This is a genomic window from Candidatus Zixiibacteriota bacterium, assembly GCA_034439475.1.
In the GTDB taxonomy this organism is placed as follows: Bacteria; Zixibacteria; MSB-5A5; order GN15; family FEB-12; genus JAWXAN01.
Window position 1 is genome coordinate 43,484 of sequence record JAWXAN010000074.1, and the last position, 13,524, is coordinate 57,007.

Annotated in this window: 12 protein-coding genes and 1 tRNA gene; 11 read left to right on the top strand and 2 right to left on the bottom strand. The window is 46.5% G+C overall.

Annotation, left to right across the window (positions count from 1 at the left end; genetic code table 11):
• Positions 1 to 124 precede the first annotated feature (124 nt).
• The 9 genes from SGI97_10575 to SGI97_10615 all read left to right on the top strand — a co-directional run bounded on the left by SGI97_10575 (position 125) and on the right by SGI97_10615 (position 11,024).
• The gene (locus tag SGI97_10575) at positions 125 to 400 is read left to right on the top strand and encodes an HU family DNA-binding protein (GenBank protein MDZ4724331.1); all 276 of its coding nucleotides are present in this window, start codon (positions 125 to 127) and stop codon (positions 398 to 400) included.
• Positions 401 to 498: 98 nt separating this feature from the next.
• Positions 499 to 2,793, top strand: coding sequence for a DNA translocase FtsK 4TM domain-containing protein (locus SGI97_10580; protein MDZ4724332.1), 2,295 nt, complete (start codon positions 499 to 501; stop codon positions 2,791 to 2,793).
• 29 nt (positions 2,794 to 2,822) lie between these two features.
• On the top strand, positions 2,823 to 3,431 hold the full coding sequence (locus SGI97_10585; protein MDZ4724333.1) for an outer membrane lipoprotein carrier protein LolA: 609 nt from the start codon (positions 2,823 to 2,825) through the stop codon (positions 3,429 to 3,431).
• 4 nt (positions 3,432 to 3,435) lie between these two features.
• Positions 3,436 to 4,758 (top strand): 30S ribosomal protein S12 methylthiotransferase RimO, encoded by a 1,323-nt coding sequence (gene rimO / locus SGI97_10590; protein MDZ4724334.1) that lies wholly within the window; start codon positions 3,436 to 3,438, stop codon positions 4,756 to 4,758.
• Between the two features lies 1 nt (position 4,759).
• Positions 4,760 to 5,404, top strand: coding sequence for a lytic transglycosylase domain-containing protein (locus tag SGI97_10595; GenBank protein MDZ4724335.1), 645 nt, complete (start codon positions 4,760 to 4,762; stop codon positions 5,402 to 5,404).
• Positions 5,401 to 6,339 (top strand): outer membrane protein assembly factor BamD, encoded by a 939-nt coding sequence (gene bamD, locus SGI97_10600; GenBank protein MDZ4724336.1) that lies wholly within the window; start codon positions 5,401 to 5,403, stop codon positions 6,337 to 6,339. Before SGI97_10595 ends, bamD begins: the two co-directional genes overlap by 4 nt.
• Positions 6,305 to 6,934, top strand: a complete 630-nt coding sequence (gene nadD / locus SGI97_10605; protein ID MDZ4724337.1) for a nicotinate (nicotinamide) nucleotide adenylyltransferase — start codon at positions 6,305 to 6,307, stop codon at positions 6,932 to 6,934. Before bamD ends, nadD begins: the two co-directional genes overlap by 35 nt.
• Positions 6,931 to 9,657: a DNA polymerase I gene (gene polA / locus SGI97_10610; GenBank protein MDZ4724338.1), complete on the top strand. Its 2,727-nt coding sequence runs from the start codon at positions 6,931 to 6,933 to the stop codon at positions 9,655 to 9,657. The genes nadD and polA overlap by 4 nt, the downstream gene beginning before the upstream one ends.
• Before the next feature lie 161 nt (positions 9,658 to 9,818).
• Positions 9,819 to 11,024: a 6-phosphofructokinase gene (locus tag SGI97_10615; protein MDZ4724339.1), complete on the top strand. Its 1,206-nt coding sequence runs from the start codon at positions 9,819 to 9,821 to the stop codon at positions 11,022 to 11,024.
• Positions 11,025 to 11,081: 57 nt separating this feature from the next.
• On the opposite strand, the gene SGI97_10620 is transcribed toward SGI97_10615, so the two are convergent.
• Together SGI97_10620 and lexA are read right to left on the bottom strand one after the other, a co-directional pair.
• Positions 11,082 to 11,154: transfer RNA gene (locus SGI97_10620), tRNA-Thr, on the bottom strand.
• A gap of 117 nt (positions 11,155 to 11,271) precedes the next feature.
• A complete protein-coding gene (lexA, locus tag SGI97_10625; protein MDZ4724340.1) occupies positions 11,272 to 11,889 on the bottom strand; it encodes a transcriptional repressor LexA in 618 nt (205 codons plus the stop codon).
• A 248-nt stretch (positions 11,890 to 12,137) separates the two neighbouring features.
• Here lexA and SGI97_10630 point away from each other — a divergent pair, with 248 nt between their 5' ends.
• Positions 12,138 to 12,791: a cytochrome c biogenesis protein gene (locus tag SGI97_10630; GenBank protein ID MDZ4724341.1), complete on the top strand. Its 654-nt coding sequence runs from the start codon at positions 12,138 to 12,140 to the stop codon at positions 12,789 to 12,791.
• 119 nt (positions 12,792 to 12,910) lie between these two features.
• Positions 12,911 to 13,345: a cytochrome c maturation protein CcmE gene (locus SGI97_10635; GenBank protein ID MDZ4724342.1), complete on the top strand. Its 435-nt coding sequence runs from the start codon at positions 12,911 to 12,913 to the stop codon at positions 13,343 to 13,345.
• Positions 13,346 to 13,524: the final 179 nt, after the last annotated feature.

A 13,524-nucleotide genomic window follows, 5' to 3' on the forward strand; every position in this document is an offset into this window, starting at 1 on the left:
AAGCCGCCTTTCCGGCACATGGTTTTAAGTTTTTTAGTTGACACAATTTCGGGCATTCTCCTCTTTGTCGGGCGAATAGAGAAATAAGTAACCTAAACGAAGTATTTCAGGAAGGGAAACCGCAATGACTAAGGATGAAATGATTGCGATGATCGCTCAGAGCACAGGGATCACGAAGGGCCAAGCGACATCGGCCATGCTGACATTTATGGAAGGTGTGACCACCCAGCTGAAAAAGGGGAAGAAGGTCAGTTTCACAGGTTTCGGGACTTTTTCCATCTCCAAGAAAAAAGCCCGCACCGGACGTAATCCCCAAACAGGGGCGGCAATCGCCATTCCGGCGACAAAAGTTCCGGTTTTTCGCGCGGGAAAGCGACTTAAGGAAGCCGTGCGGAAATAAATCGCTATCGATTTATTTCTTTCAGGCAGGGCAGGTGTCCTGCCTTTTTTATTGAATTTGAAACCTGTTTCTTTCAACCGTCTCATTTATATTAATTCATGGCAAAATCGAGAAGAAGAAAATATCTCTCTGCTTGGCGGATAATTGTCGGTGTTGGGTGCACCGTCCTGGCGATGTTACTATTTGTTTCGTTAGCTTCGCACCAGTCGATCGATGACGACCGCGTCATTGAAAAAGTCGACGGTCGGCTCAATCCATTCGAACTTCCTTGGGAGAACAAGGGCGGAATGCTGGGAGCCTATTCGACGTTTGCCTTGCGTACGATGCTCGGATGGCTGTCAGTTTTTGTTCCGCTCGGCCTTATCTTCTTTTCGATTAGAATGTTCGCTGTCAAAAAAGCCGACACGTTTCGGTTTCATTCTCTTCTGCTCTTTGTTATCTGTCTGCTTGGGGCAATGGTCTACAATCTCCATCTGATTGGAGTCAATACAGAATCTGATTTTGATCCGAGGGGGGGAGGATTAATCGGGCAATCACTGACAGAGCTTATTGTCAAGTTGGTTGGGCCGGTTGGTTCATATATTTTCCTGTCCGGCACGGGCCTGGTGCTTCTCCTTGTGTATACGTCAATTGTTCCATTGTTGTCGTCATGGGTTCGTGTGCCAGGATCGAAACTTGCTAAGAAAAGCTATCGTCTTCTGGCTGGGGCCTTCAACTCCATCTACACAAGCCTTCGTTTTGGAGAACCCCCCAATATTGAAGACGAAAGCGGGTTAGACTCTGATAGCATTGAGGACTTTGACTCCGACAGACAAGTTGCTCCAAATGAATCACCCAGCGAAGATGGCTCTGAGTTCTCCGATGAACTTGCCACTGCAACGAACAAAAAGCGCACTGTTCCAAAAAAGACTGCACAGCCGGTACAAATAAAGTCAGTTGATTATACATACCCGTCAGTCGAGCTTTTGCAGCCGAACCCTATCACAGAATCAGCGGTATCGGTGGAAGAACTTCTTGCCACCTCTCGAGCGCTCAAGGAAACACTTGAGACCTTCGGGATTAGTATAGACGGAGGAATCGAAAAATATCCCGGGCCAGTCATTACCCGCTACGAATTTAAACCCGGAGTGGGTATCAAAGTGAATCAGATTCTTGGCCTTGCCGACGATCTGGCTCTTGCGCTCAAAGCCAAGCGCATTCGTATTATCGCTCCGATTCCCGGCAAGGCCGCTGTCGGAATCGAAATCCCCAATCGCAATCAACAAATGGTTTACTTGCGTGAAATTCTTGATTCACCCGAATACAAGGATGCCAGTATCCGTCTCCCCTTGGCTTTGGGGAAGACGACTTCCGGCAAACCCTTCGTTGCGGACTTGACTCGCATGCCTCATTTGCTTGTAGCCGGAGCGACCGGTTCAGGCAAATCAGTCTGCATGAATATTCTTATTTCATCGCTCATCTATCGTTTTCATCCGATGCAAATTAAATTTGTCTTCATAGACCCTAAGATGCTTGAGCTTTCCATCTACTCCGGTATCCCGCACCTCTCGCGGGCTGTGGTGACCAAACCAAAAATGGCCGAAAAAGTACTCGCCGACACAGTTGTAGAAATGGAAAGCAGATATCGCCGGCTTGCAATTGCATCGGTTCGAAATATCGAAGATTTTAATAGAAAGCAGAAAAACGAAGAGGATAAACTTGCCTACATTGTCGTCTTTGTCGATGAACTTGCCGACCTAATGATGTCTTCAACATCGACAAAAACAGAACTGCTTATTACCCGCCTGGCTCAGATGGCGCGAGCTGTGGGAATACACCTTGTTCTTGCCACACAACGGCCGTCAGTGGATGTTATCACCGGACTTATTAAAGCGAACTTTCCGGCAAGGATTTCATTTCAGGTCTCATCGAAAGTTGATTCGAGGACTATTATTGATGGCAACGGAGCCGAAAAATTGCTTGGAAATGGTGATATGTTATTCCTGCAGGCTGGTCAGCCTGAGCCGATGCGTATCCATGGAGCCTATGTATCAAGCGAGGAAACCGAGCGGCTTGTCACATTTATCAAGGACCAGAATATTAATCTAAATCCAGAAGAGAGCGCTTTCCCAGAGAGCGAAGATGACAGCGAAAGCGACATTGACCTTGGCGATCCGCTCTTCCGCGAGGCTTGCGAAGTGGTAATCAGACATAAACAAGGGTCAGTTTCACTTCTCCAGCGACGACTTGGGATCGGTTATCAGAGGGCGGCCCGGCTTATTGACAAACTTGAGCAAGCCGGAGTCGTTTCGGTTTTTGACGGCTCAAAGGCTCGCGAAGTCCTTGTCGATAAGATATATCTGGAGTCTTTAACGAACTCTTCACCTCGCAAAGTTTCAAGTGAAACTCCCTGACCAAATACTTGTTTATCCGTATAACTACAATGAATAAGACACTTGGTATGGCAATAGTTGTGTCCTTCGTGATTGTTTCACAGGGCAGAGGAGACAGTTTTGATTCTATAAAGAAAGAACTGTCCGAGGCAGATTGTGTCCGTATCGAATTCCTGAGTGTACTTGAATCCAAAGTATTTGAGACTGTCGATACCATGCCCGGCACCGCCCATATAGCCGAAGCCGGTTCATATCGAATTCAACTGGGACCCGACTGGTTTCTCTATGATGGGACTGATCTGTACAGCTACTCTTTTGATAATAATCAGGTCACAATTGAAAAAGTGCCACCTGAGCGGGCATTAAATGAAGAAATTTCCTTTCTGACGCGACTTGACGAATTCTATAAATCATATATACTTACACCTGGTTCGCGCTATCGTTTGATAAAGCAGAAGTCAAATGACACGAATATTCCTGACTCGATGATTGTCATGATAGACGCAAAAAAGAAAGTAATTGAACGAGTTGAATACCTTGATGAGAATAGTGACCGTAACGTGATTCATATTATTTCACAAAATACAAAAGCCGCCTGCAAATCCGATCAATTTAAAGCGGATATTTCAGATTCCTGCGATGTCGTACGCATAAACTGATTCTATGAAATTTTTTATATCCAAGCTCGGCTGTCCGAAAAACGATGTTGACGGCGACTACATTGCCGCCCGGCTTATTGATGAAGGACATACTCCAGTGGCAACAGCAGAAGAGGCCGAATCAGTTATTGTCAATACCTGCGGTTTCATCCTGCCGGCCAAAGAAGAATCAATAAACGAAATCCTTCGCATGGGACAACTCAAAAACGAGGGAACAGTAAAGACCGTTTACGCAACTGGCTGTCTTACTCAGCGCTATGGCGATGACCTGCTCGAGGGAATACCAGAGCTTGATGGCGCTTTCGGCCATGGCGCGCTCGATTCAATAGCAAGAGCCGTCACGAACTCGAGCAAGCTCAAGACAACTGTCAAAATAGAGTCGCGCAAGCTGGGCTACCTTTCGTGGAAGAATCGCTTTATTGCTGACAGTTTGCCCTATTCATATTTGAAAATATCAGATGGCTGCGACCGGACATGCACCTATTGCGCAATCCCCGGGATGCGTGGCAAATTTCGCAGCAGACCGCTTGACTCGATTGTTAACGAAGCTGAGTTTTTGGCTAAAAACGGCAAAAAAGAATTGATTCTTGTTTCGCAGGAGGCGACTCTCTATGGTTACGAACTCCCCGGCAAGCCAACTATAGTAACACTGCTTGAAGAGCTTGAGAAGATACAGGGCGTCGAGTGGATTCGGCTCATGTACCAGTACCCGGCCCATTTGACAGACAACCTTATTGATTACCTCGCCGATGAGAATAAGACTTTGACCTATTATGATCTTCCGTTTCAGCATGCGAATACAGATGTTCTCAAACGCATGAACCGGATGATAGACAAGCAAAATATTGAGCGCTTAATTTCGCGTATCAAGTCAACAGGAAACAATCCCGCCCTTCGGACGACATTTATTGTAGGATTTCCGGGTGAAACAGATGAAGAGTTTGAGGATCTGAGGGATTTTGTTATCGAACATCGCTTTGAACGCATGGGGGTTTTCACCTATTCTGCAGAAGAAGGGACACCAGCAGGAACGATGGCAAATCAGATACCTGAAGCGATTAAGAAGGAACGAATGGAAGAACTTATGAGCATTCAACACGATATTGCTCGTGAGATAAACCTTGAATTAATCGGCTCTGTTCAGGACGTGATTGTCGACTATGTCAATGGTGATGCAATAGGCCAAGGTCGTACCAAAGCCGATTGCCCCGATATTGATCAGGAAGTGGTCGTTAAGGGAGAGAATTTGAGTGTCGGTGACATTCGAAGAGTGCGAATCGAATCACTCGACGGATATGATTTAATCGGAAGAGTGGTGGAGGCGTAGAATGATTCAGATTGAAAAACTCGGCATTTTTCTATCAAAGCCTGTCGCAGTCATTCTCGTCGGAATCTATCTCCTTCAGTCGGCCCTATTGGTCTATTTGGTGCGGGACAAATTTCACCTCGAACAGCAAATAGATTTTCAGCAAAAGCAGATCGGTGAGTTTGAAGAGAAGCTTCAGATATTAAACGCCATCGAAGGATTCCAGATCGGATTTAGCGACGATGAAGTCCGAAGTTTAACCGAAGTGATATACTCCGAAAGCAACAAATATGACTACGACCCGATGTTTATTCTGGCCGTAATACTTGTGGAATCATCGTTCAAGCGGGGTCAGCAGTCCGAAAAGGGAGCGATGGGGCTTATGCAAATGATTCCCTACGTCGGCGAGGATGTAGCCCAGCGAGCCGGTGTGGTTTGGGAGGGCTCGCACACGCTGCATGACTATGAGTCGAGCATCAAACTGGGAACGTTGTATCTATTTGAGCAGATTATGCAGTTTAAGGATGTTCGAAAAGCTCTGGTTGCATATAATATGGGAGAGACCCGTTTGAGGAATTTAATGCGAGCCAAAGCTCCTCTCCCCAAGGAATATTTCACAAAAGTTATGAAGAATTACAAAATGCTCAAGGAGACCTATTGTTCTTGAAATCGACAGTTGTGATGGCCGTGAAAGCAGTCGCGGTGATGACCCTTCTCTCAATGGTCTGGGCTGGCTGCGGCGGCTCGTCATCGAAGGCGCTTCTGCCAGCGGCGGAGCTTTATAGCATGGGCAAATCAGAATATGAAAATAAAGATTACCGGAAGGCAATCGATCACCTGCAAACGGTTGTCTATAGTTATCCCGGCGAATCGGTTATCGACTCAGCGCAGTATTACCTTGCCATGTCATATTTAGGCGCTAAAAATTATACCTTGGCTGGAATTGAGTTCAACCGATTGGCTGTCAACTATCCCTCCTCGCCTTTTGTTACGAGTGCGCTGTTTATGAAAGCTGTATGCAGTTTTGAAGAGACACCCGGCAACTACGCCCTCGATCAAAGTGAACTCGATGTCGCTCTTCGTCAATTTGAGGATTTTATCATCGATCACCCTCAATCTGAATATGTCGCCGACGCTCAAAAGTATCTCAATCTGGCCTATTCAAGGCTTGCCCATAAAATGTATGCTTCGGCCGATGTTTATTTGCGTATTAATGCACTTGATGCGTCAAAGATATACTTCCAGTACGTGGTCGACAATTATACCCAGACCGAATACGCTCCACAGGCGACGTATAAAATCGCAGAGATCGAATTCAAAAGAAAGAATTTTGACGAGGCCAAAAAGAAGTTTGATGATTTCCTTGCGGTCTACCCCGATCATGAGTGGGGCAAGGACGCGCGAAGTTACGCGGTTGAATCCGCGTTCAAGGGCGGAGAAAAGGCTTTGGAGAAAAAGGACTACGCCTTGGCCCGCGAGAGATTTGAATTGTTCAAACAAAGCTATCCCCAGGACAGAAGGGCGGGACTGGCGGACAAATATCTAAAGGAAATCCAGACGCACAGTGGTGACTCAACCAGCGTCGACAAAGCCGGATCCTAATTCAGGCGGACGATGGGCTATTCTTGGCGGGGCATTCGACCCCGTTCACTGGGGCCATATTCGTTTGGCGAGTAATATCAAGCCAATGGCAGACCTCGACGGAGTTCTGCTTGTGCCATCATTTCATCCCCCTCATAAACAAAACGGATGTGTCGCAAACTTCGCAGACCGTATGCGGATGCTTGAACTCGCATTACCGTTTTGTGATTCATGCTCAATATCTGATATAGAGTCGACTTTGACAGAACCAACGTACACGCTGTACGTAATACATTCGTTGAGAAAGAAGTTTCCGCTGGCTTCTTTGGAGCTTCTTATCGGCGCCGATCAATGGAAGGCTTTTGAAACGTGGCATAAGCCTCAGGAAATACTTGATACCGTTCCGGTAATAGTCGGTGAACGCCCGGGATTTGTCCGGGCAACCCAGGAATCGCTTGAAACACCGAGGGTACGCTTTATCCACTCGGGACTTGTCGACCTCTCATCGTCGCGGGTACGTTCTGCACTTGACGCAGGCATTGATCGAGCGCATCTTGGCGAGTTGGTCCCTGAAGCAGTTGCAGATTATATTATCGGAAAAGGACTCTATCGGTGAGTGAGAAGAAAAAGTCAGTTTATCTGCTCGATGGCTCGGCCATTTTTTACCGGGCATATTTCGCGTTTATCCGCAACCCACTCATAAACACTAAGGGTGAAAACACCTCAGCGACTTTCGGTTTTCTCAATTCAATCTTCAAATTATTGAGGGAGGAGAACCCTGATTATATTGCAGTCGCGTTCGACAACAAAGCTCCAACCTTTCGACACGAGATTTATTCAGAATACAAGTCTACTCGCGCCAAGATGCCCGATGACCTTGTAGTTCAATTGCCCCGCATTCAGCAGGCTGTCAAGGCTTTGAATATTCCTGCTTTTGATTTGGCAGGTTATGAGGCCGATGATATTATCGGCACTTTGGCCAAGGCAGCTGAGAAACAAGGTTACGCCGTCTGGTGTGTCACTGGTGACAAAGATTACTTCCAACTTGTCAGCGACAGCGTGCGAGTCTATGACCCTAAAAAGGTCTCGGAGAGCGCTGACACTTACGGCCCGGCTGAGGTAAAAGTCAAATTCGGGGTGTTCCCGCACCAGGTTATCGATAAACTTGCCCTGATGGGCGACAGCTCCGACTGCATACCCGGTGTTCCCGGTGTCGGTCCCAAAACAGCCGACAGCCTGTTAGAGCAATTTGGCAGCTTGGATAATTTGCTTGCGCATACGGACGAAATCAAAGCAAAAGGAATCAGGGAAAAGATTGAGAACAATGTCGAATCAGCCAAGCTCTCAAAGGTGCTCGCGACGATTGACACGAATGTCCCGATAGAATTCGATGTATTAAAACTTCAAAGACAGCCCATAAACTATGAGGAAGCTAAAAAACTCTTTATAGAAATGGAATTTACTACTTTTGCGAGGCAGCTAACTCCCGAATCCGATACAGTCGAACACAAACCCTTGGTGCGAAGCATCGAGACAGGCACATTTTATCATTGTGTCCCTTCCCTTGATGATTTAAGTACCCTCCTTAAGAGTATGTCCAAACAGAAGGAAATAGCAGTAGATACGGAAACAACTTCGCTCGATGCCCTTGATGCCGAATTAGTAGGCGTTTCGCTTTCTGACCGGACAGGCACAGCCTATTATGTTCCCCTGGGGCATACAGCGGAGCCTGAGCGAAACTTGTCAAAAGATGAGGCTCTGAAACTTCTCAAGGAACTGCTCGAAAATCGTTCGGTTCAAAAAATTGGTCAAAATATCAAATATGACTTTCATATATTTCGACGTCATGGCATAACAATCAATCCAATTTCTTTTGATACCATGCTGGCCTCGTATGTCCTTGATCCCTCAGGCCGACAGCACTCACTTGATTTGCTGGCGTTAAAACATTTCGATCATAAAATGATTCCAATTGCAGACCTCATTGGAAGCGGCAAGAATCAAAGGACATTCGATACTGTGTCTGTAGACAAAGCGACAGCCTACGCCGCCGAAGACGCGGACTATACGTATCGACTCCGCGGGGTATTCGCTCCGGCCATTGATGAGCTCGATCTGCAAAATCTCTTCTATAATATTGAACTCCCGCTTGTCACAGTCCTGGCCGACATGGAGGAATGCGGTGTCAAAATAGATACCGATTTTCTCTTGATACTCAGCGAGCAGATGGAGAAGGGGCTTCGGAAGCTCGAAATAGAAATCCATCAGATTGCCGGCGGCGCTTTCAATATTAATTCCACACAACAACTGGGACATATTCTCTTTGATAAACTTGGTCTGCCAACACATGGCAAAACCGCCAAAAAAACCGGGTATTCGACAGATGTTTCCGTTCTCGAAGAGCTTGCCTTGGTTCATCCTTTCCCCAAGCTTATTCTTGAATACCGGCAGTTTGTAAAGCTGAAAAACACCTACGTTGATGCCATCCCCAAGCTTATTTCTCCCAAGACAGGAAGGGTGCATACATCTTTCAATCAAACTATTGCCGCGACAGGCCGTCTGTCTTCGACCGATCCAAATCTGCAAAATATTCCTATTAGGACAGAAGAGGGACGCCAGATTCGCAAGGCGTTCATTCCTCGTGATAAAGACTATCTCCTCCTGACTGCCGATTATTCGCAGATTGAGCTTCGAGTGCTTGCCCATTATGCAGACGATCCGGTTCTTATTGAGGCTTTCATTAAGGGCGAGGACATCCACGTGCGGACTGCAGCGGAGGTCTTCAATGTAGACCTCATGGCTGTCACACCGGATATGAGGCGAGTTGCCAAAACGGCTAATTTTGCTATTATTTATGGCGTTTCTGCGTTCGGCCTTTCCAATCAGACTGACATGACTCAGGCCGAAGCCAAGAAATTTATCGAGACCTATTTTGAGCGCTATCCCGGCATAAAGGGATATCTCGAAGCCACAAAAGTCTTCGCGCGTGAAAAGGGATATGTCTGCACCCTGTTCAACCGCAGACGCTATTTGCCTGAAATAAACGACAAAAATTTCTCGGTCAGACAGTTCGCCGAGCGGACGGCAATCAATACCCCTATTCAGGGCACTGCTGCGGATATCATAAAGATCGCCATGCTTCTTATTCACAAAAAGATAGCCGGTATGCGGTCAAAAATGATTCTACAGGTGCATGATGAGCTAATTTTCGACGCACATAAAGACGAAATTGAAGATCTTAAGAAGATAGTTACGATCAGCATGCAGGGAGCAGCAAAGCTCAAAGTCCCACTGGTGGCCGATATTGGTATCGGCCCAAACTGGCTTGAAGCTAAGTGATATGCTTTTATTTTTCAATGGTAGCCGGATTAAATCCATCCTGTGCAGACTTCTTCCATCTCTTTTGGCGTCAATCTTGACTGCCAATCTATTTGGTTCTATACTTCGGACTACAAAATTCATGACTCGGTTAAAAAATAGGTTAAGGAGACTCTGTGGGCATTTCGACAATCGGTATAATCACCAGTGGAGGTGATTGCGGAGGGCTGAATGGAGTAGTTAAAGGAGCCGCACAAATGGCAACCCGCATGGGTGTGAAGCCTTTTGCCATTCCCAATGGATATGCCGGTCTCTATAATCTTGTTGACATGGATTCACTTGTTGAACTCACACCCTCTCGTGTCGAGCGTTTCAGTATCGGTTCCGCAGGCTCCGAAGCAGGGCACTCAAGAGTCAAGATTTCGAAAATTAAAGATGACAAGAAGTACGAACGAATCAAAGCGGGTCTTGCCAAGTTCAATATCGGCGGTCTGGTCATCAGCGGGGGGGATGATACCGGATCGGTGATTCTTGACCTTGCAACCCAGGGCATACAGTGCGTCCATGCCCCGAAAACAATGGACCTTGACCTTGTCCCATACAGTGTCGGCGGTGATTCTACAATCAATAGAATAGCTGATTTTATCCGTGAAATCAAAACAACTGGCCGCACGCATAATCGAATCATAATTGTCGAGGTATTTGGCCGCTACGCCGGGCATACCGCATTCAGGGGCGGCGTTGCCGGGGAAGCAGACGCAATACTTATCCCTGAAGTTCCTGTCAACTTCACTGAGTTGTACAGCCATCTCAAACGTGTCTTTACAAAACGGATTATCGAAAGTGATATCAATGCCGGGACATACACAATTGTCGTCGCTGAGGGTCTCCGTAACTCAAGTGGTGGGGAAATGTACGATGACTCAGCCGGCCTTGATACGTTCGGCCATAAGAAACTTGCCGGCGCAGGCAAATATGTGTCCCAGGAGATTAAGAAGATGCTTTCGACTGATCAGGAAATACGGCCCTTCATGAAATCACAGGGTATGTATGTGGAGGGACTCTATGAACTTCCAGAAATTCGCATCATTGCTCCTGGTCATCTTGTGAGGGCGGGAGGAACATCGGCCTACGATGCCAATTTTGGTATGGAAGCCGGTGCGTGCGCGGTAAGCTTGCTCCTTGAAGGAATTGCGGGGGTAACAGTAACGGGTTTTGTCGATGGCACGATTCGTTATATGGAGATAAAGGAGGCCATTGTCCAGCGGCATGTCGAATTGAGTTTTGTGAGCCTCTATGAGCAGCTTGGGTTCACATTCGGAAGGGGAAGGGAAGATTTTAATCCGAAGTTTTCGAAAGTTTCCGGGCAGATTGAGCGGATATATTAAGACAAAGTGGGGCTATCGGTCGGTTTCTCTTAGGAATCAAAATTTCAGGTAAATACAAGCCACCGAGCGGAGTCGAACCGCTGACCTACTGATTACGAATCAGTTGCTCTACCAGCTGAGCTACGGTGGCTTTTGAAGGTACTCGAGTGAGAAATGTAGCCAAAGAGCCACTAAAGTCAACGGCAAAAATGCATACAGCCTTGCTCGGTTTATGCGGAGACTGTTCGAAACAAAAAGCCAGTCCGAACTAACCGATTTTTCGAATTAGCCCTACAACTTTTCCGGCTATCCGAAATTCACCGGACATCTTATTAATAAAAATTGGCTCATAGTCATCGTTTTCGGGCTGAAGGCGGATGGTCGTTCCATCGGAAAAATATCGTTTTACTGTCGCTTCTTCATTGACCAAGGCGACAATAATATCTCCTTTCTGCGCCACTGTCTGTTTTTTTACAAGAACCAAGTCTCCATCCAGTATCCCCGCGTTTTTCATCGAGTCACCAGTTACACGAAGGCTATACGAGTCCCCTTTGGGCAGAAAAGAGAGATCGATCACAATTTCACCTTCGATATTCTCAGCCGAATCAATAGGAAAGCCGGCTGGCACAGCTCCTACAAGCGGTACACGACCCATCCTCCCCGCAAGTTCACGAGTGAGTTCGATTCCGCGGGAGATGCTTGCGTGTTTCTTGAGATAGCCTTTTCGGATGAGAGCAGAAAGGTGCCCGCGAACACCATTGGTTGAGCTAATGCCAAACTTAGCGCCTATCTCACGAATTGTTGGCGCGTTCCCATGATCGGTCATCTGCATTTCAATAAATTCAAAAACAGAGCGTTGTTTGTCCGTCAGCGGGCTTTTAGTCATAGAGCAAAGTCCTGTAAACTTTTCATGTCAAAGACAAACAACTGCCCGTATGTGCAGTTGTCAATAGAAAATTTGTTTGTCGTCGTTCTCCACTATCAAATGTGATACTCAACTGATAGTTCAGGAACTTGAACAGAGCCGCACTAATATCGATTCTGCTTTTACTTTGTTGCAGAAATCAAAGTAGCTATATTATTTGAAAGAAACAATTGGCGGAAAAGCACAGAAAGGATTATTACAGAATCTCGATGTTTTGGAAGTTACTGCTTTTGGCTGGTATGTCGGCTGTGATTGTATTCAGCTTTATTACTGTTGCGCCGCAATCACAAATTGGCGAGTCCTCGAGAATCTTCTACTATCACATTCCGCAGGCATGGATCTGCGTGATCGCCTTCGCCATCTCGACCATTTATGGACTCAGGTATCTCAAAACAAGAAATCTTCGCGAGGATGATATGTCAGTATCAGCTGCTTCGCTGGGTCTTCTCTTTTGCATCCTTGCCACGGTTTCAGGTTCGATATTTGCAAAAGTGACCTGGGGGTCATTTTGGAATTGGGATCCGCGTGAGACCTCGATCTTCATTCTTTTGCTTATTTACGGAGCCTATTTTGCTCTCCGTGGCGCAATCGATATAGAAGAACGCCGGGCCGCGCTTTCCGCGGTCTATGCGATATTTGCTTTTGTAACAGTTCCGTTTCTTATATTTGTCGTGCCGAGAATCATGCCCTCGCTTCATCCATCCGATTCGATTATAGACAAAGACCTGAAGTTCACCATGAGTCCCGCTGTACGTACAATTTTTTTCTCATCGCTGATATTATTCACCGGACTCTTCTTTTGGCTGCTTCGCTTAACATCGTCAATCAAAGGGATAGCGCGGTCGCGGGAAACCGCCGTATAAACTGGATAAATATGATGCCTTATTTCGGCAGAATGGAGTTATATTATCCAAGCGGGCAACAGGACTTTTTATTTTAGCAGCTTGTGTGAGAAAATCACCAGAAAGGCTTAGGGAATGAAATGAACGCGAAATATGTAATTGGCAGTGTAATAATAGTGGTTTTTCTTACTTGGGGGGCATCGGCCTTTTTCAAGACTACCGTGCAATATGTCTCTATTCAGAATGCAGTTGCCAGCAACCGCAAAGTACAGGTGATGGGTAAGATCGATTTTAGCCGGGTCAATTATAATGCAGACAAGACCCGGCTCGAATTTGCCGTATTTAATCCTGAAGACCAGGATACTATATCGGCCTTTCGCATGCCCGTGGTCTACTATGGCACTGTCCCGGGTAACTTCGATCAAGCCACCTCCGTTGTTCTTAAAGGTCAGCCCAATAGCGAAGGTTATTTCGTCGCCGATCAGATTCTCGTTAAGTGCCCTTCTAAATATCAGGGAGAGGACGGTGAAGAGTATCAGGATATCCAGGAAGACAAAGCGCCGACCGGGGTATAGCTTCTTTCTTCGAATTCCAATCTTTATTTCCTCTCAGCAACGCCAGCGATATTTTGAAGCTTCAAGCTGCGCATTTTATGTAATTGCGATGTTGTCAGAGGTCACACCATTATGCTGCAAGAGTTCCATTAAATTGCACTCCCTCAACCAGATACACGGCCAAATAGTATGGTTGACAA

Excerpts from the sequence above, each read along its gene's own strand:
- SGI97_10575 (MDZ4724331.1), top strand. The coding sequence starts at position 125 with ATGACTAAGGATGAAATGATTGCGATGATCGCTCAGAGCACAGGGATC.
- SGI97_10580 (MDZ4724332.1), top strand. The coding sequence starts at position 499 with ATGGCAAAATCGAGAAGAAGAAAATATCTCTCTGCTTGGCGGATAATT.
- SGI97_10585 (MDZ4724333.1), top strand. The coding sequence starts at position 2,823 with ATGAATAAGACACTTGGTATGGCAATAGTTGTGTCCTTCGTGATTGTT.
- rimO (MDZ4724334.1), top strand. The coding sequence starts at position 3,436 with ATGAAATTTTTTATATCCAAGCTCGGCTGTCCGAAAAACGATGTTGAC.
- SGI97_10595 (MDZ4724335.1), top strand. The coding sequence starts at position 4,760 with ATGATTCAGATTGAAAAACTCGGCATTTTTCTATCAAAGCCTGTCGCA.
- lexA (MDZ4724340.1), bottom strand. The coding sequence starts at position 11,889 with ATGACTAAAAGCCCGCTGACGGACAAACAACGCTCTGTTTTTGAATTT.
- SGI97_10630 (MDZ4724341.1), top strand. The coding sequence starts at position 12,138 with ATGTTTTGGAAGTTACTGCTTTTGGCTGGTATGTCGGCTGTGATTGTA.
- SGI97_10635 (MDZ4724342.1), top strand. The coding sequence starts at position 12,911 with ATGAACGCGAAATATGTAATTGGCAGTGTAATAATAGTGGTTTTTCTT.